At 65.5% G+C, this 23,316-nt stretch carries 21 protein-coding genes and 1 other RNA gene; 16 read left to right on the top strand and 6 right to left on the bottom strand.

Translation table 11 applies throughout. The features are described 5' to 3' along the window. Positions 1-3: 3 nt before the first annotated feature. The 5 genes from ssrA to ompA all read right to left on the bottom strand — a co-directional run bounded on the left by ssrA (position 4) and on the right by ompA (position 4,155). Positions 4-393: a transfer-messenger RNA gene (gene ssrA, locus IPU70_RS32465) on the bottom strand. Between the two features lie 91 nt (positions 394-484). Next, complete coding sequence (locus IPU70_RS32470; RefSeq protein ID WP_207474093.1) at positions 485-1,663, bottom strand: MFS transporter; 1,179 nt, start codon at positions 1,661-1,663, stop codon at positions 485-487. A 350-nt stretch (positions 1,664-2,013) separates the two neighbouring features. Continuing rightward, on the bottom strand, positions 2,014-2,688 hold the full coding sequence (locus IPU70_RS32475; protein WP_207474095.1) for an HAD-IA family hydrolase: 675 nt from the start codon (positions 2,686-2,688) through the stop codon (positions 2,014-2,016). Continuing rightward, positions 2,685-3,413, bottom strand: a complete 729-nt coding sequence (gene ubiG / locus IPU70_RS32480; RefSeq protein ID WP_207474104.1) for a bifunctional 2-polyprenyl-6-hydroxyphenol methylase/3-demethylubiquinol 3-O-methyltransferase UbiG — start codon at positions 3,411-3,413, stop codon at positions 2,685-2,687. Before ubiG ends, IPU70_RS32475 begins: the two co-directional genes overlap by 4 nt. A gap of 160 nt (positions 3,414-3,573) precedes the next feature. Beyond that, positions 3,574-4,155, bottom strand: a complete 582-nt coding sequence (ompA, locus tag IPU70_RS32485; RefSeq protein ID WP_013392385.1) for an outer membrane protein OmpA — start codon at positions 4,153-4,155, stop codon at positions 3,574-3,576. A gap of 414 nt (positions 4,156-4,569) precedes the next feature. On the opposite strand from ompA, the gene gyrA reads away from it, so the two are divergent. The 15 genes from gyrA (at position 4,570) to cysM (ending at position 21,090) form a co-directional block, all read left to right on the top strand. Then, the gene (gene gyrA / locus IPU70_RS32490) at positions 4,570-7,239 is read left to right on the top strand and encodes a DNA gyrase subunit A (protein WP_013392386.1); all 2,670 of its coding nucleotides are present in this window, start codon (positions 4,570-4,572) and stop codon (positions 7,237-7,239) included. Next, positions 7,239-8,369, top strand: a complete 1,131-nt coding sequence (gene serC / locus IPU70_RS32495) for a 3-phosphoserine/phosphohydroxythreonine transaminase (protein WP_207474113.1) — start codon at positions 7,239-7,241, stop codon at positions 8,367-8,369. The genes gyrA and serC overlap by 1 nt, the downstream gene beginning before the upstream one ends. Beyond that, positions 8,362-9,447, top strand: coding sequence for a prephenate dehydratase (pheA, locus tag IPU70_RS32500; protein WP_207474123.1), 1,086 nt, complete (start codon positions 8,362-8,364; stop codon positions 9,445-9,447). Before serC ends, pheA begins: the two co-directional genes overlap by 8 nt. A gap of 11 nt (positions 9,448-9,458) precedes the next feature. Further along, on the top strand, positions 9,459-10,580 hold the full coding sequence (hisC, locus tag IPU70_RS32505; RefSeq protein WP_207474125.1) for a histidinol-phosphate transaminase: 1,122 nt from the start codon (positions 9,459-9,461) through the stop codon (positions 10,578-10,580). Further along, positions 10,577-11,479, top strand: coding sequence for a prephenate dehydrogenase/arogenate dehydrogenase family protein (locus IPU70_RS32510; RefSeq protein WP_207474127.1), 903 nt, complete (start codon positions 10,577-10,579; stop codon positions 11,477-11,479). Before hisC ends, IPU70_RS32510 begins: the two co-directional genes overlap by 4 nt. A gap of 5 nt (positions 11,480-11,484) precedes the next feature. After that, positions 11,485-12,807, top strand: a complete 1,323-nt coding sequence (aroA, locus tag IPU70_RS32515; protein WP_207474129.1) for a 3-phosphoshikimate 1-carboxyvinyltransferase — start codon at positions 11,485-11,487, stop codon at positions 12,805-12,807. Positions 12,808-12,820: 13 nt separating this feature from the next. Then, positions 12,821-13,510, top strand: coding sequence for a (d)CMP kinase (gene cmk, locus IPU70_RS32520; RefSeq protein WP_207474131.1), 690 nt, complete (start codon positions 12,821-12,823; stop codon positions 13,508-13,510). Between the two features lie 198 nt (positions 13,511-13,708). Then, positions 13,709-15,424 (top strand): 30S ribosomal protein S1, encoded by a 1,716-nt coding sequence (rpsA, locus tag IPU70_RS32525; protein WP_041655272.1) that lies wholly within the window; start codon positions 13,709-13,711, stop codon positions 15,422-15,424. Between the two features lie 3 nt (positions 15,425-15,427). Further along, on the top strand, positions 15,428-15,787 hold the full coding sequence (locus IPU70_RS32530) for an integration host factor subunit beta (RefSeq protein ID WP_013392394.1): 360 nt from the start codon (positions 15,428-15,430) through the stop codon (positions 15,785-15,787). Between the two features lie 139 nt (positions 15,788-15,926). After that, positions 15,927-16,241: a lipopolysaccharide assembly LapA domain-containing protein gene (locus IPU70_RS32535; RefSeq protein WP_013392395.1), complete on the top strand. Its 315-nt coding sequence runs from the start codon at positions 15,927-15,929 to the stop codon at positions 16,239-16,241. Positions 16,242-16,295: 54 nt separating this feature from the next. Beyond that, a complete protein-coding gene (gene lapB / locus IPU70_RS32540) occupies positions 16,296-17,510 on the top strand; it encodes a lipopolysaccharide assembly protein LapB (protein ID WP_088139180.1) in 1,215 nt (404 codons plus the stop codon). After that, on the top strand, positions 17,507-18,448 hold the full coding sequence (gene rfaE1 / locus IPU70_RS32545; protein ID WP_207474136.1) for a D-glycero-beta-D-manno-heptose-7-phosphate kinase: 942 nt from the start codon (positions 17,507-17,509) through the stop codon (positions 18,446-18,448). Before lapB ends, rfaE1 begins: the two co-directional genes overlap by 4 nt. Next, positions 18,445-19,434, top strand: coding sequence for an ADP-glyceromanno-heptose 6-epimerase (rfaD, locus tag IPU70_RS32550; protein ID WP_013392398.1), 990 nt, complete (start codon positions 18,445-18,447; stop codon positions 19,432-19,434). Before rfaE1 ends, rfaD begins: the two co-directional genes overlap by 4 nt. Before the next feature lie 170 nt (positions 19,435-19,604). Next, positions 19,605-20,099, top strand: coding sequence for a helix-hairpin-helix domain-containing protein (locus IPU70_RS32555; RefSeq protein WP_207474137.1), 495 nt, complete (start codon positions 19,605-19,607; stop codon positions 20,097-20,099). A gap of 82 nt (positions 20,100-20,181) precedes the next feature. Further along, on the top strand, positions 20,182-21,090 hold the full coding sequence (cysM, locus tag IPU70_RS32560) for a cysteine synthase CysM (protein ID WP_041655288.1): 909 nt from the start codon (positions 20,182-20,184) through the stop codon (positions 21,088-21,090). Positions 21,091-21,136: 46 nt separating this feature from the next. Here the strand turns inward: cysM and mltB are convergent, their stop codons facing one another. Continuing rightward, entirely contained in the window at positions 21,137-22,294 is a 1,158-nt protein-coding gene (gene mltB / locus IPU70_RS32565; protein WP_207474138.1) for a lytic murein transglycosylase B, read from the bottom strand. A 10-nt stretch (positions 22,295-22,304) separates the two neighbouring features. Between mltB and IPU70_RS32570 the strand changes: the two genes are divergently transcribed. Further along, positions 22,305-23,228, top strand: a complete 924-nt coding sequence (locus IPU70_RS32570; RefSeq protein ID WP_207474139.1) for a histone deacetylase family protein — start codon at positions 22,305-22,307, stop codon at positions 23,226-23,228. Positions 23,229-23,316: the final 88 nt, after the last annotated feature.

The raw sequence follows: 23,316 nt of genomic DNA on the forward strand, positions 1-23,316 counted from the left end.
ATTTGGTGGAGCCGGGGGGAATTGAACCCCCGTCCGCAAGCCCTCTGCAATCAGTTCTACATGCGTAGTCGATTTATTTGGATTTAACCTTGGACTTAGCCAACCGACAGGCCGGACCAAAGCGATTCACGTAATTTAAATTTGAACCGTGTGACCCCAGTTCAAACCGATTCCTTGTGAATGTCGCTGCTGCGGTTCGAGGGTTACCCCCCTAGGAAGTTGCCTTCCTCCGCCTGACCCAAGGACAGATCAGTGCAGCGGCTCACCGCTTAAGCGGCGAGAGCGAAACGCTCGTCGTTGGCGTTTGTAGTGTTTCCAGTGGTTTAACGAGCGTACTGGTGCTCGGCATGCCCTGAGTTGTTTCGCGACCCACGTCGAATCCGGATCGGCCCCAAGAACATCTATTGTACTGGTAAATGCCATAGCCTGCTGTCTCGCCCGCGCAGCCTTGCCCCGGCGTGGCGCGGACGATACAGGCGGCCGTTCAGGCCGCGTTGGCGCAGACCGCCTTGGGCTCGTGGCGCGGGCGCGAGGCTGCCATCAGCGCCAAGGCCAGGATCACGGAAATGGTGACGATGACGGCCGCGGCCCAGCCCAGCGAGGCCAGTCCGTAGTTGTCGATGACATGTCCGCCGACCACGGCGCCCAGGCCGATCCCGGTGTTGGCGCCCGAGATGTTCAGGGAAGCGGCAAAAGCCGGCGCTTCCGGCGCGGATTTCATCAGGCGCACGTGGCAGACGATGAAGAGCGCGGCTTGCGCGATGCCCCAGACGCCCAGCGCCACGGCCAGGAGACCATGCGACTGCATCACGGGGGTGATCGCCGCCAGTCCTGCGGCCATCAGCGCCGAAAAGAGCGCGGTCGCGCCCAGCGGGCTGCGGTCCACCATGCGGCCGCCCAGGGTATTGCCGACCAGGCCGACGGCGCCGAACGCCATCATCGTCCAGCCCACGATCTGGCCGTTGAAGCCGGCCAGCCGCTCCAGCATGTCCGCCAGATAGGTATAGGCGGTGAACATGCCGGTGAAGACCAGCAGCGACAACAGCACGTGGCCCACCACGATGGGGTTGCGCAGGATGCGCAGCTGCGTGACGAGCTTGACGCTGTCGGCGCGGATGCGGGTGCTGGGGAAGGCGAACAGCAACAGCAGCGCCTTGGCGAATGCCACCGCCGAGAGCACGCCGAAGGCGGCGCGCCAGCCGAAGGCGTCCGAGATCAGCACGCCGATGGGGATGCCGAACACCGTGGCCGCAACGATGCCGAAGGCGACCATGGAGATGGCTCGGCCGGCGCGCGCCGGGCCGACCAGTTCCACCGCCGTGGCGCTGGCCAGCGACCAGAACACCGGCAGCGCCAGGGCGGGGACGAGGCGCGCCACGGCCATGACCCAGATGTTCGGCGCGGCAGCCGCCAGGGCGTTGGACAGGCCGAACAGCACCAGCACGCCAATGAACAGGCGCTTGCGCTCGATGTTGGCCATGAGCGCCGTGAGTAGCGGGCCGGTCGCCGCCACCGTGAAGGCGAACAGCGAGACCAGCAGGCCGGCCTGGGATACGGTGACGTTCAGGTCGCGCGCCAGGCCGGGGAGCAGCCCGATGATCAGGAATTCTGTCGTCAGGATGGTGAAACCGGCTGCGGAAAGTAACAGGATGGGCAATAGCATAGGCATTCCTCTGGCGCGGCGCTGGAGGGCGGCGCGCGGGCGGCGTTGTGGGCGGTCTAAAAAAAGGTCAGGGGTGCGCCGGCTTCTGTGCCGGGCAACTGCATCGGGGTCGAAGGACGCCGGTGCGTGAGATCAATGGTGGCGGGCAGCAGTGTCCGCAACCTCCGGCAAGAGCCGGAAAAGGCAATCGGGAAGCACCCGAATGCCTTGCATGGGTCACACTTTAAGTGACTTTGGTTTCAGGATAAAGGCCTTGGGTTCGGAAAGATTGTTCGGCAAACTCAACTAATTTTCGCGAACCATCATCAGGCCGGAAACGGGCCGCGTGGCGGCGGCCCGGCGGAGCAGAATCAGCGCAGGTCGCTGGGCAACAACGGCTGGATGGCGGACCAGAGTTCCGCGGGGGAGTTGGCGCAGGTTTCCGCTTCCCAGGTCGTGATGTTGTCGTCTTCGCCGACGTAGCCGTATGCGGCAGCCACGGCCGGCATGCCTGCCGCGTGCGCGGCCTGGATGTCGCGCAGGTCGTCGCCGACATAGACGCAACGGTCGACGGAAAAGCCCGCTTCGCGCGCCGCGTGCTGCAGCGGCAGCGGGTGCGGCTTGGCGTGCGCCGTGGTGTCGCCGCAGACCAGGACCGCGCTGTCGCGCGTCAGATCCAGGTATTCGACGATGGGCAGGGTCAGGTAGGTGACCTTGTTGGTCACGATGCCCCAGGACAGCCCGCGGTCGCGGATGTCGGCGAGCAGCGCCTCAATGCCGGGGAACAGTTTGCTATGGACGGTCGAGCTGGCGGCGTAGTCTTCCAGGAACTGCAGGCGGGTCGGCTCGTAATCGGCGTCGCCCGGCTTGAGGTCCAGCGCCACGCGCAGCAGGCCCCGTGCGCCCTGGGACGCCACCGGCCGCAGGGCCTCGTAAGGCATGGGTTCCAAGCCCTTGCGGGTGCGCTGGCGGTTGGCCGCCGCGGCCAGATCGGGGGCGGTGTCGGCCAGCGTGCCGTCGAAGTCGAACAGGATCAGGGCGCTCATTTGCGGGTAGCCATCAGGTAATTGACCGAGGTGTCGGACGACAGGGTGTAGATCTGGGTGATCGGGTTGTATTCCATGCCGCGCATGCTCACTGGTTCCAGCATGGCGCCGCGCGCCGCCGCCGACAGCTCGCTGGGCTTGATGAACTGGTCATAGCTGTGCGTGCCGCGCGGCAACAGGCGCAAGACGTACTCAGCGCCCACGATGGCGAACAGGAACGACTTGGGATTGCGGTTCAGCGTTGAAAAGAACACCCAACCGCCCGGTTTGACCAGCGTGGAGCAGGCGCGCACGATCGAGGCCGGATCCGGCACGTGTTCCAGCATTTCCATGCAGGTCACCACGTCGTACTGACCAGGCTGCTCCGCGGCAAGTTCCTCCACGGGAACCTTGCGGTATTCCACTTTCACACCCGATTCCAGGCCGTGCAGGCGTGCCACCTTCAGGGACTTGTCGGCCAGGTCGATGCCGGTAACCTCGGCGCCGCTGTGCGCCATGGCTTCGGACAGGATGCCGCCGCCGCAGCCCACGTCCAGGACCTTCTTGCCCGCCAGGCTGCCGGCGCATTCCTGGATCCATTCCAGCCGCAGCGGATTGATCGCGTGCAAGGGCTTGAACTCGCTTTCGGGATCCCACCAGCGGCTGGCCAGGGCGCCGAACTTGTCCAGTTCGGCCTGGTCGGCGTTGATGGCGGGGCGGGCGGTGTCGTGAGTTTGCGTAGTCATGGGCAGGTTCAGCGTAAGGCGACTCTATGACTCTATATATAGAGGGGTCCGTCGCGCCGGGCGAGGGAGGGGCGGCGCAGCCTTGCACCGCTTTGGTGCGTGGCCGGCGAAAAAAAGGGCCTCGCTATGCGAGGCCCTCTTATTGTAGCTAGTCCGGCAATTACTTGCGGCTACCCACGATTTCGATCTCAACGCGACGGTTTTGGGCGCGGCCTTCCTTCGTCTTGTTGGAAGCGATCGGGTTCAGCTCACCCTTGCCTTCCGTGTAGATACGGTTCGGGTCGATACCCTTGCTGACCAGGTAGGTCTTGACCGAAGCGGCGCGGCGCTCGGACAGCTTCTGGTTGTAGGCTTCCGTACCGATCGAGTCGGTGTGGCCCACAGCAATGATGGTTTCGAGGTCGATACCGCGAGCTTGCTGGGCGACTTGGTCCAGCAGCTGACGGCCTTCGGGCTTCAGCGTCGACTTGTCGAAGTCGAAGAACGTGTCAGCATTGAACACGACCTTGGCCGCCATCGGGGCCGGCTTCGCCTTCTGTTGTGCAACCGGAACGCCGTCGCAACCGGGGATGCCGGTGGCCGGGGTCCAGAATGCATCGCGCCAGCACAGTTCGTTCGTGCCGTTCTTCCAAACGTCACCGAACGGGTTGCGCCAGTTGTCCACGGTTTGCGCGGAAGCTACACCAGAGGCCGTGACGGCGGCGAAGGCGAGCGCCAGAGCGAATTTGGAGGGTTTGTTCATGTTTCTCCTCGTTGAGCTTGAAGCTGGATAAGTGACTCGCAGCGAACCCCCGCCGCATATCAGGAAAACGGGGCCAGTATAGCAACGCCAAGAGCTGGTTCAAAGGAATAGCTACTGGGTTTCCTGCGTGCTGGAAACAATCTTAAGGCATTTGGGGGGCTTTGGCTTCCCTGGAGAGGCGCATTGGCACTGGATATGACGTTTTCGGCGCTCCTTCGGTTTTCCATGTTGGTTTTTGACAACAGGGCCGCAGGACGCGGGCGGACGCGCGGCCGGTCGCGGCCCCATGTCCGCCGGTCCGGTCCGCCGAGGCGGCACTTGGGGAGGAGCTTCTGACCGCTCGGGGAATCGGATGATAGAATTTCCTGTTTACCCGGCCCGGGTTCCTCCTTACACGATTCTGTCGTTATATATATGGATTCCTTTGCCAAGGAGACGCTTCCGGTATCGCTGGAAGAAGAGATGCGCCGCAGTTACCTCGATTACGCAATGAGCGTGATCGTCGGGCGGGCGCTACCGGATGTGCGGGACGGCCTCAAGCCCGTCCACCGGCGCGTGCTCTACGCGATGCACGAACTGAACAACGACTGGAATCGCGCCTATAAGAAGTCGGCGCGTATCGTCGGGGACGTCATCGGTAAATACCACCCCCACGGCGACCAGTCCGTCTACGACACCATCGTCCGCATGGCGCAGGATTTCTCCATGCGCTACATGCTGGTCGACGGCCAGGGCAACTTCGGCTCGATCGACGGCGATAACGCCGCGGCGATGCGTTACACCGAAATCCGCCTGGCCAAGATCGCCCACGAATTGCTGGCCGACATCGACCAGGAAACGGTGGACTTTGGCCCCAATTACGACGGCAGCGAACAAGAACCGCTGCTGTTGCCGTCGCGCCTGCCCAACCTGCTGGTCAACGGCAGCTCGGGCATCGCGGTGGGCATGGCCACCAACATTCCGCCCCACAACCTCCAGGAAGTGGTCGACGGCTGCCTGTACTGCCTGCGTAATCCGGGCTGCTCGGTCGATGAACTCATGGAGCTCATCCCGGCCCCCGATTTCCCCACCGGCGGCATCATCTATGGCATGTCCGGCGTGCGGGAAGGCTACCGCACCGGTCGCGGCCGCGTCATCATGCGTGCCAAGACCCACTTCGAAGACATGGAGAAGGGCAACCGCCAGGCCATCGTGGTCGACGCGATCCCCTACCAGGTCAACAAGAAGACGCTGCAGGAACGCATCGCCGAGCTCGTCAACGACAAGAAGATCGAAGGCATCTCGGACATCCGCGACGAGTCCGACAAGGACGGGATGCGCCTGGTCATCGAGCTCAAGCGCGGCGAGGTTCCCGAGGTCGTCCTGAACAACCTCTACAAGAACACGCAGCTGCAAGACACCTTCGGGATGAACCTGGTGGCGCTGGTCGACGGCCAGCCCCGCCTGCTCAACCTGAAGCAGATGATCGACTACTTCCTGCAGCATCGCCGCGAAGTGGTCACGCGCCGCACGGTGTTCCAGCTGCGCAAGGCCCGCGAACGCGGCCACGTGCTGGAAGGCCTGGCCGTTGCGCTCGCCAACATCGACGACTTCATCGCCATCATCAAGGCGGCGCCGACCCCCCCGGTCGCGCGTCAGGAACTGATGGCCAAGTCGTGGGATTCCTCGCTGGTGCGCGAAATGCTGTCGCGCGCCGACGGCGACACGCCGGGAGGCCGCGCGGCCTTCCGTCCGGACGACCTGGGCACCGAGTTCGGCCTCCAGGGCGACGGCATGTACCGCCTGAGCGACACGCAGGCCCAGGAAATCCTGAACATGCGCCTGCAACGCCTGACCGGGCTGGAGCAGGACAAGATCGTCGGCGAATACAAGGACATCATGTCCACCATCGCCGACCTGCTGGACATCCTGGCGCGTCCGGAGCGCATCACCACGATCATCTCCGACGAGCTGCAGGCCATCAAGGCGGAATTCTCGACTGGCGTGAAGGATACGCGCCGCTCGGACATCGAGCTGAACGCCACCGAGCTCGACACCGAAGACCTGATCACGCCGACCGACATGGTCGTGACGCTGTCGCACGGCGGCTACATCAAGAGCCAGCCGCTGTCCGAGTACCGTTCGCAAAAGCGCGGCGGACGCGGCAAGCAGGCCACGGCCATGAAGGAAAACGACTGGATCGACCAGTTGTTCATCGCCAACACGCACGACTTCCTGCTGTGCTTCTCCAACCGCGGCCGCGTGTACTGGCTGAAGGTCTGGGAAGTGCCGCAGGGCACGCGCAACTCGCGCGGCAAGCCCATCGTCAACATGTTCCCGCTGACTGAAGGCGAGAAGATCACCGTGGTGCTGCCGGTCAAGGAATTCAGCGAAGACCACTACGTCTTCATGGCGACCTCGCGCGGCACGGTCAAGAAGACCCCGCTGTCCGACTTCTCCAATCCGCGCAAGGCCGGCATCATCGCCGTGGACCTGGACGATGGCGATTACCTGATCGGCGCCGACCTGACCGACGGCAAGCATGACGTCATGCTGTTCTCGGACGCCGGCAAGGCCGTGCGTTTCGACGAAAACGACGTGCGTCCGATGGGCCGCAACGCCCGCGGCGTGCGCGGCATGATGCTGGAAGACACCCAGACCGTCATCGCGTTGCTGGTGGCTGGCGACGAAACGCAAAGCGTGCTGACCGCCACCGAAAACGGCTACGGCAAGCGCACCCCGATCACCGAGTACACGCGCCACGGCCGCGGCACCAAGGGCATGATCGCCATCCAGACCAGCTCGCGCAACGGCAAGGTCGTGGGCGCAGTGCTGGTCATGCCTTCGGACGAGATCATGCTGATCACGACCGGCGGCGTGCTGGTGCGCACCCGCGTCTCGGAAATCCGCGAAATGGGCCGCGCCACGCAAGGGGTCACGCTCATCAACGTCGATGACGGCAGTTCGTTGTCCGGCGTGCGCCGTGTCGTCGAAAGCGATGCGGACGATGATGGCGACCTGGGCGAAGACGGCCAGGAAGCGGATGGCGGCGACGACAACGGCGCTGCGGACTCGACGGATTCGACGGAACCTACGGAGCAATAATGGCCCGCCCCTGGAACTTCTCGGCAGGCCCCTCGGCCTTGCCCGAGGTGGTGCTGCAGCAAGCCGCTGCGGAAATGCTGGACTGGCACGGCAGCGGCATGTCCGTGATGGAAATGAGCCATCGGGGCAAGCATTTCGTGCAGATCTGCGATGAAGCCGAGTCCGATCTGCGCGACTTGCTGGGACTGCCGGCGGACTACGCCGTCATGTTCATGCAAGGCGGCGGTTCCGGGGAAAACGCCATCGTTCCCATGAATCTCATGGGGCGCCGCGGCGCGCCGGCGGCCGACTTCGTCGTGACGGGCCATTGGTCCAAGCGTTCGTACAAGGAAGCCGGCCGCTATGGCAGCACCCATGTGGCGGCAAGCAGCGAGCAGGCCATCCAGTTGGATGGCCGCGAGCAGGCGCCGCTGACCTGGGTGCCGCCGGTCGATACCTGGCAGGTGCGCCAGGATTCGGCCTATCTGCATCTTTGCAGCAATGAAACCATCGGTGGCGTCGAGTTCATGGACTGGCCCGATACCGCCGCGCTGGGCGCGCCCGACGTGCCGCTGGTCGTCGACGCGTCCTCGCATTTCCTGTCGCGTCCGATGGACGTGACGCGCACCGGCATGATGTATGCCGGCGCGCAGAAGAACGCCGGTCCGGCGGGCGTGACCATGGTCATCGCGCGCCGCGACCTGATCGGCCATGCCTTGCCGATCTGCCCGTCCGCCTTCGACTACGCCAATGTGGCCGCCGAGCATTCGCGCTACAACACGCCGCCGACCTTCGCCATCTACGTCGCCGGCCTGGTGTTCAAGTGGGTCAAGGCCAATGGCGGCGTGGCCGGCATGGAAGCGGCGAACAAGGCCAAGGCCGATCTGCTGTACGGCTACCTGGACAGCACCAGTTTCTATCGCAATCCCATCCACGCACCCGTGCGCTCGCGCATGAACGTGCCGTTCGTGCTGCACGACGAATCGCTCAACGACGCCTTCCTGCAAGGCGCGGACGCGGCCGGCCTGACCCAGCTCAAGGGCCACAAGAGCGTGGGCGGCATGCGTGCCTCCATTTATAACGCCGTGCCCCTGGCCGGGGTGTCGGCGCTGGTCGAGTACCTCAAGGAATTCGAGCGTCGCTATGGATGACGATCTGCAGCGTAAGCTGCTCCCTCTGCGTCAGCGCATCGACGCGCTGGATGCCCAGATCCTCGACCTCCTGACGCAGCGCGCGAGCGCTGCGCTGGAAGTGGGCGAGGCCAAGCACGCCGCGAACGCCGATGGCCCCGTGCTGCGCCCCGAACGCGAAGCCGATGTCATCCGCCGCTTGCAGCAGACCAATCCCGGCCCGTTTCCGAACGCTGGCGTGGCCGCGGTCTGGACCGAAATCATCTCGGCCTGTCGCGGCCTGGAACGCGGCATGACGGTCGCCTTCCTGGGGCCTCAAGGTTCGTTCTCCGAGCAGGCGGCGCGGGAGCATTTCGGGCAGGCCGTGCAGAAACTGCCGTGCGCGTCGTTTGACGAGGTCTTCCGCGCGGTCGAGGCAGGGCAGGCGGACGTGGGCATGGTCCCGGTCGAGAACTCCACCGAAGGCGCCGTCAACCGCAGCCTGGATCTGTTGCTGAACACGCCCCTGAAGATCCTGGGCGAGCGTTCGCTGGTGATACGCCATTGCCTGATGTCGCAGTCCGGCAGCATGGACGGCATCAAGACGATTTCCGCGCATCCGCAAGCGCTGGCCCAGTGCCAGGGCTGGCTCACGCGCAACTATCCCGACGTGGCCCGGGTGGCCGCGTCCAGCAATTCCGAGGCCGCGCGCGCGGCGGCGTCCGACCCGAGCATCGCGGCGATCGCCGGCGAGGTGGCGGCGCCCGCCTGGAGCCTGCAGATCGTCGCCGCGGGCATCCAGGACGATCCGCACAATCGCACGCGCTTCCTGGCGATCGGCAACATCGAGCCGCTGGTCAGCGGCAAGGACAAGACCAGCCTGATTCTGGCAGTGCCGAACCGTGCGGGCGCCGTCTACGAAATGCTGGCGCCGCTGGCGGCCAATGGCGTGTCCATGACGCGCTTCGAGTCGCGGCCCGCGCGCACCGGGCAGTGGGAATATTATTTCTATGTGGACGTCCTGGGTCACCGCAATGATCCGAACGTCGAACGCGCCCTTGCTGCCTTGCAGGCGCAGGTTGCCTACCTGAAAGTGCTGGGTTCCTACCCGGCGCCATGAGCCTCTCCGACATGACCACCGCATCCAAGCCCCTCGTTGCTCCCGCGCACGTCAGCGCCATCGCGCCTTACCAGGCCGGCAAGCCCATCGAAGAACTGGCCCGCGAATTCGGGCTGGATCCTGCCGGCATCGTCAAGCTGGCGTCAAACGAAAACCCGCTGGGCATGCCCAAGTCCGCGCGCGAGGCCATGCTGGCCGCGGCCGAGTCGCTGGCGCGCTATCCCGATCCCAACGGCTTCGATCTGAAGGCGGCATTGGCAGAGCGCTACGGCGTGCCGATGAGCTGGGTTACGTTGGGCAACGGCTCCAACGACATCCTGGAAATCGCGGCGCTGGCGCTGCTGGAGCCGGGTGTGTCGGCGGTGTATGCGCAGCATTCGTTCGCGGTCTATCGCCTGGCGACCCAGGCGCGCGGCGCGCGCCACATCGTGGTGCCGGCCAAGGACTACGGCCATGACCTGGATGCGATGTTCGACGCCATCGCCGACGATACGCGGCTGTTGTTCATCGCCAACCCGAACAACCCGACCGGCACCTTCGTGCCGGGCGATCAGATCGCGGCCTTCCTGGAACGCGTCCAGGCTGCTCACGGCGACCGTGTGACGGTGGTGCTGGACGAGGCCTACAACGAATACCTCGATCCCGAGTTCCGTTTCGACAGCACGGCGCTGGTGCGCCGCTATCCCAACCTGATCGTGTCGCGCACGTTCTCCAAGGCCTACGGCCTGGCGGGCCTGCGCGTGGGCTTCGCGGTGGCGCAACCCGTCCTGACGGATCTGCTGAACCGCGTGCGCCAGCCGTTCAACGTCAATACGCTGGCGCAGGCCGCGGCCATCGCCGCGCTGCGCGACGCAGCCTACCTGGAAGAGGCCTATGCCTCGAACAAGGCGGGCAAGGCGCAACTGTGCGCCGCGTTTGAACGTTTGAAGCTGCGCTACGTGCCCAGCTACGGCAACTTCGTGCTGGTGCACGTGGGCGACGCTCCGCGCATCAACCTGGAACTGCTCAAGCGCGGCGTGATCGTGCGCCCGGTGGCCGGCGACGGCTTGCCGGAATGGCTGCGGGTATCCATCGGGCTGCCGCAGGAAAATGATCGATTCATCGACGCGCTGACCGCCATCCTCTCCGCATGAACGACGCGTCACCGAAATCCGATCAGGGGGCCGATGGCCCCCTGATTCCTGTATTGGCCGTCGTGGGCGTGGGCCTGATTGGCGGCTCGTTCGCCGCAGCCTTGCGCCGGGCCGGACAGGTTGGCCGGGTGCTGGGGGTGGGGCGCAACGCGCAATCCCTGGCCCGCGCCGTTGAATTGGGGCTGATCGACGCGGCCGCCTCCATTGAAGAAGCCGCCGCCGGAGCCGACCTGATCCTGCTGGCGACGCCGGTGGGCGGGCTGGCGGACGTGCTGTCACGCATGCGCGCGCATCTGAGTCCCGGCACCGTGCTGACCGATGGCGGCAGCACCAAGGTGGAAGTGGTTGCTGCCGCGCGCGCCGCCCTGGGTGACCGGGCCGCGCAGTTCGTGCCTGGCCATCCCATCGCCGGCGCCGAGCGCACCGGGCCGGAAGCTGCCGATGCCGACCTGTACCGCAAGCGCACCGTCATTCTGACTCCCCTGGCCGAGAACGGCGCGGCCTCGCTGGACCTGGTGCGCCGCGCGTGGCAGGCTTGTGGGGCGGACGTGATCGACATGGATGCCGACGCCCATGACCGGGTGCTGGCCTCGGTCAGCCATCTGCCGCATCTGCTGTCGGCGGTGTACATGGAACAGGTGGCCGAGGCTGCCGACGCCGCCATGCGTCTGGATCTCGCGGGCAGCGGCTTTCGCGACTTCACGCGCATCGCCGCGGGTTCGCCGGAAATGTGGCGCGACATCTTTCTGTCCAACCGCGACGCGATGCTGGCCGAACTGGCCGACGTGCGCGCGGTGCTGGATCGTGCCGAACGCGCCATTGCCGACGGTAATGGCGCGGCTTTGCTGAAGCTGCTGGACACGGCGGCCCGCGCCCGCCGCAACTGGCGCAAGGAGTAGCTGACATGGGCGCTTTGCCTTATCTCGATCTGCCGCGCGTGCGGCAAGCGCGGGGCGTGATTGCCCTGCCGGGTTCCAAAAGCATTTCCAACCGCGTGCTGTTGCTGTCCGCCATCGCTGAAGGCAGCACGGTCATCACCGGGTTGCTGGATTCGGACGACACCCGCGTCATGCTCGGCGCCTTGCGCCAACTGGGCGTGCAGGTGTCGGAGCTGGATGCGGGCAGCGTCACGGTGCAGGGCGTGCGCCGCTTTCCCGTGGAAAGCGCCGACCTGTTCATGGGCAATGCCGGCACTGCGATCCGGCCGCTGACCGCCGCGCTGGCGCTGATGGGCGGAGACTACCGCCTGTCGGGCGTGCCGCGCATGCACGAGCGTCCCATTGGCGACCTGGTCGACGCGCTCAGGGGCTTGGGCGCCAGCATCGACTATCTGGGCCAGCCCGGCTATCCGCCGCTGCGCATTGGCCGCGGCGAGATCGCGGCGGACGCGGTCACGCGCGTGCAGGGTTCGGTGTCCAGCCAGTTTCTCACGGCCTTGTTGATGGCCGCGCCGCTGCAGGCCGGCCGCAGTGGCAAGCCCGTCACGATCGAAGTGCTGGGCGAACTCATTTCCAAGCCCTACATCGAGATCACGCTGAACCTGATGGCGCGCTTCGGCGTGCAGGTGCGGCGCGACGGCTGGAGCCGCTTCGTCATCGATGGCGGGGCGGCCTACCGCAGCCCCGGGCAGATTGCGGTCGAGGGCGACGCCTCCACGGCTTCGTACTTCCTGGCGCTGGGCGCGATCGGCGGCGGGCCGCTGCGCGTGACCGGCGTGGGCGCGGACAGCATCCAGGGCGACGTCGCCTTTGCCGATACGCTGGCCGACATGGGCGCTACCGTGACCTATGGCGCCGATTGGATCGAGGTGTCTGGCGCACGCGTCGCCCAGGGCGAACGCCTGAAGGCCTTCGACACCGATTTCAACCTGATCCCCGACGCCGCCATGACCGCGGCCGCCCTGGCGCTGTATGCCGACGGCCCGTGCCGCCTGCGCAACATCGGCAGCTGGCGCGTCAAGGAAACCGACCGCATCCACGCCATGCAGACCGAGCTGGAAAAGCTGGGTGCGCAGGTGGAATCGGGGTCGGATTGGCTGCGCGTGACGCCGCCCGCGCAGGACGCCTGGCGCGACGCGCACATCGGCACCTGGGACGACCACCGCATGGCCATGTGCTTCTCGCTGGCGGCTTTCGGGCCGGCGGCCGTCCGTATTCTCGACCCGGGCTGCGTCAGCAAGACCTTCCCGGGTTACTTTGATGTTTACGCGGGCCTGGTTACGGCCTAGCGCAGAATTGCCCATGACTTCGATTCGCTCTGCAACTTCCTCTTCTGTCCCCGTCATCACCATCGACGGCCCCACCGCGTCTGGCAAGGGCACGGTGGCTCACCGCGTCGCCAAGGCGCTGGGCTGGGCGGTGCTCGACAGCGGCGCGCTCTATCGTCTGACTGCGCTGGCGGCGCTGAACCGCGGCTTGTCGGCCGAGGACGAGCCCGCCGTGGCGCGCGTGGCCGAAACCCTGGACGTGCGTTTCGAAGGCCCCCATGTCTACCTCGAAGGCACGGACGTCGGCCACGAGATCCGCCGCGAGGAAGTCGGCAATTTCGCCTCGCGCGTGGCTGCCTTCCCGGGCGTGCGCCAGGCGCTGCTCGAGCGCCAGCGCGCCTTCCGGGTGGCGCCGGGCCTGGTTGCGGACGGGCGCGACATGGGTACGGTGGTGTTTCCCGACGCGCCCCTGAAGGTGTTTCTGGTCGCCGATGTGGTCGCGCGGGCGGAGAGGCGCTGTAAGCAGTTGATCGAAAAGGGAATTTCTGCTAATCTTGATGACCTCCTACGGGATATGCGCGAGCGGGACGCCCGCGATATGGGGCGAGCTACGGCACCCCTGGCTCCCGCAGCGGATGCATACGTGCTGGATTCGTCTGATTTGACGATTGCAGAAACGGTGCAGGCAATACTGGATTCCTGGAAGAACGCCGCCGCGGATTGAAGTATCGGTCCCGGCCTTTCTCCGCGAATCCTACGCAGGTTTTCTGTTTTTTTTATCGGCCCTGTTCAAGCTAGGCGCAACCCCCACGGGCCACCCCGCAAGGGCGAACCGGCAAACAGGCATTTTGACTCCACTGTGGCGGGCAATCCGCTGCGGTGTGTTTTTAACGGCCATTTCGGCCTAATGGATTTCAACCCCATGTCTTCCGTTTCCACTACCGTCGCCACCGGCGGCGAAAGCTTCGCCGACCTTTTCGCACAGAGCCTCAAGAGCCAGGACATGAAGTCCGGCGAGGTCATCAGCGCCGAAGTCGTCCGCGTCGACCACAACTTTGTCGTCGTCAACGCCGGCCTGAAGTCCGAAGCGCTGATCCCCCTGGAAGAGTTCCTGAACGACCAGGGCGAGCTCGAAGTGCAACCCGGCGATTTCGTCTCGGTGGCCATCGATTCCCTGGAAAACGGCTACGGCGACACGATCCTGTCGCGTGACCGCGCCAAGCGCCTGTCGGCCTGGCTGCAACTGGAAAAGGCCCTGGAAAACGGCGAGCTGGTTACCGGCACCATCACCGGCAAGGTGAAGGGCGGCCTGACCGTCATGACCAACGGCATCCGCGCGTTCCTGCCGGGTTCGCTGGTGGACCTGCGTCCGGTCAAGGACACCACCCCGTACGAAGGCAAGACCCTCGAATTCAAGGTCATCAAGCTCGACCGCAAGCGCAACAACGTCGTTCTGTCGCGTCGCCAGGTGCTGGAAGCCAGCATGGGCGAAGAGCGCCAGAAGCTGCTCGAAACCCTGCACGAAGGTGCTGTGGTCAAGGGCGTGGTCAAGAACATCACCGACTACGGCGCGTTCGTGGACCTGGGCGGCATCGACGGCCTGCTGCACATCACCGACATGGCCTGGCGCCGTGTGCGTCACCCCTCCGAAGTCCTGCAAGTGGGTCAGGAAGTCGAAGCCAAGGTGCTCAAGTTCGACCAGGAAAAGAGCCGCGTCTCCCTGGGCGTCAAGCAACTGGGCGAAGATCCGTGGGTGGGCCTGGCTCGCCGCTACCCGCAAGGCACCCGCCTGTTCGGCAAGGTCACCAACCTGACCGACTACGGCGCGTTCGTTGAAGTCGAAGCCGGTATCGAAGGCCTGGTGCACGTCTCCGAAATGGACTGGACCAACAAGAACGTCGATCCGCGCAAGGTCGTGACCCTGGGCGAAGAAGTCGAAGTCATGGTCCTGGAAATCGACGAAGACCGTCGTCGCATCTCGCTGGGCATGAAGCAGTGCCGCCAGAACCCGTGGGAAGAGTTCGCCACCAACTTCAAGCGTGGTGACAAGGTCCGCGGCGCCATCAAGTCGATCACCGACTTCGGCGTGTTTGTCGGCCTGCCCGGCGGCATCGATGGCCTGGTTCACCTGTCCGACCTGTCGTGGACGGAAACCGGCGAAGAAGCCGTGCGCAACTTCAAGAAGGGCGACGAGATCGAAGCCGTGGTTCTGGGCATCGATACCGACAAGGAACGCATCTCGCTGGGCATCAAGCAGCTGGAAGGCGATCCCTTCAACAACTTCGTTGCCACCTTCGACAAGGGCGCCGTTGTTCCGGGCACCATCAAGTCGGTCGAAGCCAAGGGCGCCGTCGTCACGCTGTCCGTGGACGTTGAAGGCTACCTGCGCGCTTCCGAGATCTCCTCGGGCCGCGTCGAAGACGCCACCACCGTTCTGAACGCCGGCGAAAACATCGAAGCCATGATCGTCAACATCGACCGCAAGACGCGTTCGATCCAGCTGTCGATCAAGGCCCGTGACAACGCCGAAACCGCCGAAACGATCCAGCGCATGTCCGATGCCAGCGCTTCGTCCGGCACCACCAACCTCGGCGCGCTGCTGAAGGCCAAGCTGGACCAACAGCGCAACGACGGTTAATTCGTGACCAAGTCGGAGCTGATCGCCGCCTTGGCGGCCCGCTATCCTCAGCTGGCCGCCCGCGATACCGATTACGCGGTCAAGACCGTGCTCGACGCAATGACCCAGGCCCTGGCCTCGGGTCAGCGCATCGAGATCCGCGGTTTTGGCAGCTTCTCGTTGTCGCAGCGGTCTCCCCGCATCGGTCGCAATCCGAAATCCGGCGAACAGGTGCTGGTGCCTGGCAAACAGGTGCCGCACTTCAAGGCGGGCAAGGAATTGCGCGAGCGGGTGGACTTGGCCGGCGGCAATGACGAGGACGCTCAATCCTCTGGATCGAGTGAACCGATGCCGTCGATGGTGAGTCTGCACGCCATGCATTGACGGCACGGCAGTAAGGCCGCCTTCGGGCGGATCGGACCGAGAACCTAGCCCCTTGAGCAATCAAGGGGCTTTGTTTTTTGGCGCCAGACGAGATCCGTCGCTTACAATTGATAGTCTTGAATTCTTTGGAGCATGCGCCATGCGCTACCTAGTCTGGGCCCTGCGATTGCTCGTGTTCGTTGCAGTATTGATGTTTGCGTTGAAAAACACGGATCCGGTCGCCGTGAAGTTCTACGCTGATTACGTGGTGCAGGATGTTCCGCTCATCGTCGTGATGTTGGTTGTGTTCGTGCTGGGCGCCTTGTTCGGTCTATTGCTGACCGTGCCCGCCGCCATGCGCCGCCGCCGCGAAGCCATGCGTCTGCGCCGCGAACTGGACCGCGTCCAGGCCGCCGTGGCCGGCACCACGCCTGCGGTGCCGCCGGAGGCCGTGGCCCCGATGTCGCCGCTGTAACGCGCGCCGGCCCCGTATCCCTTTCCGCACTGAATTACCGCAAGAGCCCGCATAGTGGATTTTGAACCTTGGTGGTTGATTTTCGTGCCGGTATTGTTCGCGCTGGGCTGGCTGGCCGCGCGCTTCGATATCCGGCAAATGCTGCGGGAGACCCGCAGCCTGCCCGACTCCTATTTCCGCGGGCTGAACTTCCTGCTCAATGAAGAGCCGGACCGCGCCATCGACGCCTTCGTCGAAGTGGCCAAGCTGGACCCGGAGACCACCGAACTGCACTTTGCGCTGGGCAGCCTGTTCCGCCGCAGGGGCGAGATGGAGCGCGCCATTCGCGTGCACCAGAGCCTCTTGAACCGTTCCGACCTGCCCGCGGCCGAGCGCGAGCATGCGCAGCACGAATTGGCGCAGGACTTCCTGAAGGCCGGCATGCTGGATCGCGCCGAAAGCGGCTTCGAGCAGCTCAAGGACACCCGCTACGCCTTACCCGCGCTGCGCTCGCTGATCCGGATCTATGAATCCGAGCACGACTGGCCGCGCGCCATCGAGGCGGTGAAGACGCTGCAGGGCCTGGTCGACGAGCCGGTGCCGCAGCTCGTGCACTATTACTGCGAACAGGCGCAGACCGCGCTGTCGGCCAAGCCCGCCGACGTCGAAGCGGCCCACAAGGCGCTGGATGCCGCCGACCATGCCCTGTCGACCATCGATCCTGGTGCGAGCAAGGGCGCCATGGTGCGCACTGCGATGCTGCGCGCCCGCCTGGCCCTGATCGAACAGGACCCGAAGCGCGAACGCCTGTACCTGGAGTCGGTCATGACCGACGCTCCCGAGTACGCCGGCCTGGTGGCCGAGCAGGTCCTGGCGAACTACCGCGCCGCCAATCAGGAAGCGGCCGGGCTCGACGTGCTGCAGAAACAGTATGCGCGCCACGCGTCGCTGGACCTGTTCAACGTACTGTTCCGCGAACTGCGCGCCCAGCAGGGCTCTGCGCCGTCATGGGCATTTGCCCGCAATGCCTTGCGCAGCCATCCGTCGCTGCTGGGCCTGGACCGCCTGCTGGAAGCCGAGCTGGCCAATCCGGAAGGCGGCGCCGAGCAAGCGCCGGTGCCGGGCGCCGACCTGACGCTGTTGCGCAGCCTGATCCACAAGCATACGCAGCGGCTGGACCGCTACGCATGCCGCAGTTGCGGTTTTCAAGCGCGTCGCTTTTACTGGCAATGTCCCGGCTGCAATGCATGGGAAACCTATGCGCCGCGCCGTCTGGAAGAACTTGAATGAATTCATTTCCCGCCGAAGCCATTTCGCATAGCCGCGTCCTCGTGGTGGGCGACGTGATGCTGGACCGGTACTGGTTCGGCGAAGTCGAACGCATCTCGCCGGAAGCACCGGTGCCCGTGGTGCGCGTGGCGCGCCGCGAAGACCGTCTGGGCGGAGCCGCCAACGTGGCCCGCAACGTGGCGGCCCTGGGCGGCCATGTCACCCTGGTGGGCGTGCTGGGCCAGGACGAGGCCGGCGACAGCGTCCGGCGCCTGTCCGCCGAAGCCGGCATACAGGCCGAACTGGTCGCCGATCCGTCCCTGCACACCACCTTGAAAATGCGCGTGCTGGGCCGTCAGCAGCAACTGCTGCGCGTGGACTTCGAGCAGCATCCGGCGCAGGCCGCGCTGGACCACGTCGAGGCCGCGTTTGCCCGCCATCTGGCCAACCATGACATCGTCGTGCTGTCCGACTACGCCAAGGGCGTCCTCGCACGGGTCGAGTCGCTGATCGCCCTGGCCCGCAACGCGGGCGTGCCGGTGCTGGTGGACCCCAAGGGCCATGACTACGCCCGCTACCGCGGCGCTACCCTGGTCACCCCCAACCGCTCGGAAATGCAGGAGGCCGTGGGCCGCTGGAATTCCGAGGCCGAACTTACCGATCGCGCGCAGCGCCTGCGCGCCGATCTGGATCTGGAAGCCTTGCTCGTGACGCGGTCCGAGCAGGGCATGACTTTGTTTACCGCAGCAGGACGCGACCACATCGATGCGCAAGCGCACGAAGTGTTCGACGTGTCCGGCGCGGGCGATACCGTGCTGGCCACGCTGGCCGTGTCGCGCGCCATCGATCTGCCGTGGGTCGAGGCGATGGGCTGGGCCAACAAGGCCGGCGGCATCGCCGTGGGCAAGCTCGGCACGTCCATCGTCACCGCCGCGGAATTGGCAGGAGAATCCTCATGATCGTCGTTACCGGAGCCGCGGGCTTCATAGGCAGCAACCTGGTGCGCGGGCTCAACCGCCGCGGCATCCAGGACATCATCGCGGTCGATGACCTGACCGAAGGCGACAAGTTCGTCAACCTGGTCGATTGCCAGATCGCCGACTACATGGACAAGGACGACTTCCGCCGCCGCGTCCTCGACGGCAGCCTGCGCGAAGTGCGTGCCGTGCTGCACCAGGGCGCGTGTTCGGACACGACCGAGCGCAACGGCCGCTACATGCTTGACAACAACTACCGCGTCACGCTGGAGCTGTTCGAGTTCTGCCAGGAGCGCCGCATTCCGTTCCTGTACGCCTCCTCGGCGGCGGTCTATGGCGGCTCGTCCATCTACGTGGAAGATCCCGCCAACGAAGGCCCCCTGAACGTCTACGGCTATTCCAAGCTGCTGTTCGACCAGGTCCTGCGCCAGCGCATGGACAGTCTCACGGCGCAGGTCGTGGGTCTGCGCTACTTCAACGTCTACGGCCCGCACGAACAGCACAAGGGCCGCATGGCCTCGGTGGCGTTCCACAACATGAACCAGTTCCTGGAGCATGGACACGTGCGCCTGTTCGCCGGCTGGGACGGCTATGTCGATGGCGGCCAGAGCCGCGACTTCATCTCGGTCGAGGACGTGGTTGCCGTCAACCTGCATTTCCTGGATCACCCGGAACAGTCCGGCATCTTCAACTGCGGCACGGGCCGGGCGCAGCCCTTCAACGACGTGGCGGCCGGCGTGGTCAATGCGCTGCGCGCCGAGCGCGGCGAAGCCGAACTGACGCTGGCGCAGCTGGTCGAGCTGGATCTGATCCGCTACATCCCCTTCCCGGACGACCTGAAGGGACGCTACCAGAGCTACACGCAGGCCGACGTCACGCGTCTGCGCGCGGCGGGATTTCAGGCGCCCATGCGCGATGTGCGGACCGGCGTCACCGAATACGTGCGCTATTGGCGCGCCCGGAAATAAAGGCTCGCGGCGTCTCCGCATGAAAACCACCGCTCGCGGTGGTTTTTTTACGCCTGGCGGTTTGCCGGGGCGGATGTTTCCGTTCACTGCGCCGCCGCTGCCGGGCGGGCCGCCGGCATGATCTGAGCGTGGCGTGACAGCCGTTGCGCCAGACTCCAGGGAGGCCTTTCATGAATCCATTTCTTCAATCCGCCGCAGCCCGGCCTGCGCCCCGTGCGCGGTGGCGCAGGCAGCGCTCGCCCGCTGGTTCCGGCGCCCGGCCGCGGCCCTTGCGACAGGTCCTGGGCGTCTTGCTGGTGACGGCCGGCCTGGGCTTTGCCGCGCCGCTGGCGCACGCGCTCGACGTCAATCAAGCCAATGCTCAACAGCTCGAGGGTGTCCGGGGCATAGGCCCGCGCATGGCGGAGATCATCGTGAAGGAACGCGAGCGGGGCGGCAAGTTCGAGTCGCTGAACGACCTGGCTGAACGCGTGCGCGGCATTGGCCCGAAAAAGGCCCAGGCCCTGCAGGAGGCCGGCCTGCTGGTGGGCGGCGCCGGGGCTCAGGCCGGGCCGGGCGAGGCGGCGGCCAAGCCGGCGCAGGGCAGGGCGGCAGCGCCCAAGCCCGAGGCCAAGCCCGAATCCAGGCCGCCATCCTCCCAGCCTGCGGCCCGCGCCCGGCCCTGACTGCATCGGCTGGCGCGGGTAGCCCTGGCGGGAGCGCGGCCTTTGGCGCCGCGCGCCGCCGGGCGAGGTTATGATCGTCCGCATGACTACTACCTATCCCACTATCGAGCAAACCGTCGGCAACACGCCGCTGGTGCGCCTGCAGCGCATTCCTGGGGCCGCGGGCGCGGCCCGGGGCAATGTCATCCTGGCCAAGCTGGAGGGTAACAACCCCGCCGGCTCCGTGAAGGACCGTCCGGCCCTGTCGATGATCGCGCGCGCGGAAGAGCGCGGCGACATCAAGCCGGGCGACACCCTCATCGAGGCGACCAGCGGCAATACCGGCATTGCACTGGCCATGGCGGCCGCCATGCGCGGCTACCGCATGATCCTGATCATGCCGGACAATCTGTCGGTGGAGCGGCGCGCGGCCATGACGGCCTATGGCGCCGAGCTGATCCTGACGCCGGCGGACAAGGGCGGCATGGAGTACGCCCGCGACCTGGCTTCCGCCATGCAGGCGGACGGCCGCGGGCTGGTGCTGGACCAGTTCGCCAATCCCGACAACCCGCGCGCTCACATCGAGACCACCGGGCCGGAAATCTGGAACCAGACCGAAGGGCGCGTCACCCACTTCGTCAGCGCCATGGGCACCACAGGCACCATCATGGGCGTGTCGACCTACCTGAAGTCGCGCAATCCCGCGGTGCAGGTGGTGGGCGCGCAGCCCGCCGAAGGATCGTCGATCCCGGGCATACGCAAGTGGCCCGAAGCCTACCTGCCCAAGATCTTCGACCGCAGCCGGGTGGACGCCTACGAATCCATCGAGCAGGCGGAGGCCGAACAGATGGCGCGCCGGCTGGCGGCGGAAGAGGGCATCTTCGGCGGAATTTCGTCGGCGGGCGCGCTGGTTGCGGCCCTGCGCGTGGCCGAACGCGTTAACGATGCCACCATCGTGTTCATCGTTTGCGACCGCGGCGACCGCTATCTGTCCACGGGCGTTTTCAACTGAACGCCCCGCACCGAAGCAGCCCGGGCCCGCGAGCCCGGGTTTTTTTTCAGCGGCTCACGCGGGCCTCGATCTCGTTGGCCAGGTCTGCCACGGAAGTGGCGTAGAAGTAGCTGCGGTTGTACTTGGTGAGGGCGAAGAAGTTGGGCGTGCCGACGCGGTATTGCGCCGTGCCGCGGGCTTCCTCGACCAGATCGACCACGCCCAGCGGCTGGCTGCCCCAGCCGGCGGCCGACGCGCCCGGTTGCAAGCGGGCGCCCGCCGCCGTGAGCGTACCCCAGCTCTGCTTGGGTTCCAGCCCGCCGTCGACCAGCGCGGCAGGATCCGCGGGCAGCATCACCGGGGCGAACACCGGCAGGCCGCGCTGCCAGCCGTGCTGCGACAGGAAGCTGCCCACGGACATGATGGCGTCGCGCGTGTTGTTGCTCAGGTCGATATGGCCGTTGTCGTCGCCGTCCACTGCGTAATGCATGACGCTGGTAGGCATGAACTGGGGCATGCCGATGGCGCCCGCATAGGAGCCGCGCGTTTCCAGGTCCAGCTTGTCCTTCATGACCAGGGTCAGGAAATCCGCCAACTGGCCGCGGAACATGGTGGCGCGCTCGGGCTTGGCCGGGTCCGGATAGTCGAAGGCCAGCGTGGTCAGCGCGTCCAGCACGCGGAAATTGCCCATATTGCGGCCATACAGCGTTTCCACGCCGATGATGGAGGCGATCACGGGCGCCGGGACGCCGAAGCGCTGCGCCGCCTGGTTGAGCAGGTCGCGGTTATCGTTGTAGAACTCCACGCCCCAGCCGATGCGCTTGGGTTCGACGAAGCGCGAGCGGTAGGTGAGCCAGCTGCGCCAGATCTTCTTGCCCGGCGGCGACGGCGCGATCAGGCGCGCCACCGTGGCGTTGTAACGCGAACCGGCCAACGCTGCGACCATGGGATCCAGCGGCAGCTGGCGCTCGGTGGCCAGGTTTTCGACAAAGGAACGGACTTCAGGCCGCAGCGCGCCATTGGCGCCCAGCGCGGCAGGAGCGTCGTCCGCCAGTTCGGAGCCAGGTGTCGGCGCGCTGGGTCCGATACGGATGGGGGCCGGGGTTGATTCGGCGGCCGGCTGGCCGGCGGCGGTGTTGGTGGGGGCAGAGGGAGCGGTGGTGGAGCAGCCCGCCAGCAGGGCGGAAAGCGTTCCGAGTTGCAGTAAACGCCGACAGATGAACATAATCTTCCTTATGGAGACCATGTATCTTACCCACCCGGCATGCCGCTTGCATGAAATGGGCAGTTGGCATCCCGAAAGCCCCCAGAGGCTGGACGCCATCTCAGACCAGTTGCTAGCCAGCGGCTTGATGCCTTACCTGGATGACCGCCAGGCGCCGCAGGCATCCCGCCATGACATATTGCGGGTGCACACTGTCCAGTATCTGAACAGTTTGAGCGAACATTTGCCGGAGCAAGGGTATTTCCCTATCGATCCGGATACTCTGATGAATCCCCACACCTACGAGGCCGCCCTCTACGCGGCGGGCGCGGGCGTGGCGGCGGTGGACGCCGTGATGGGCGGGGAAGCCCGTACCGCGTTCTGCGCGGTGCGTCCTCCCGGGCATCACGCATGCCGTTCCCAGGCCATGGGATTCTGCTTTCTGAACAACGTCGCCATTGCAGCGCAGCATGCACTGGACTTCCATGGCCTGTCGCGCGTGGCCATCGTCGATTTCGATGTGCACCACGGCAATGGCACCGAAGATATCTTCGCCGGCGACGACCGGGTGCTGATGTGCAGCTTCTTCCAGCATCCCTTCTTTCCCAACAGCGGCACCGAGAATCCGGCCTCCAATATGCTGAACGTGCCGGTAGCCGCCTATACCGGAGGCGCCGCGGTCAAGACTATCGTGACGGATACCTGGCTGCCTGCGCTGGAGGCGCACCGGCCCGAACTGATTCTGGTCTCGGCGGGTTTCGACGCGCACCGCGAGGACGACATGGGCCAGATGGGGCTGGTCGAGGCCGACTACGCCTGGATAACCGAACAGCTCGTGGCGGTGGCCGAGCGCCACTGCCAGGGGCGGATCGTCAGCACGCTCGAGGGCGGTTACAACCTGTCAGCCCTGGGTCGCAGCGTGGTCGCGCATATACGAGCGCTTGCGAAGCTGTAGAATCAAGAAAAAATTGTGCAATGCGATCCCGGCACATGCCGGGTAATTATTTCCATTTGGAGGCAGCGGGATGAAGGTATTGGTACCT

It is taken from the genome of Achromobacter sp. SD115 (genome assembly GCF_017355315.1).
In the GTDB taxonomy this organism is placed as follows: Bacteria; Pseudomonadota; Gammaproteobacteria; order Burkholderiales; family Burkholderiaceae_B; genus Achromobacter; species Achromobacter xylosoxidans_B.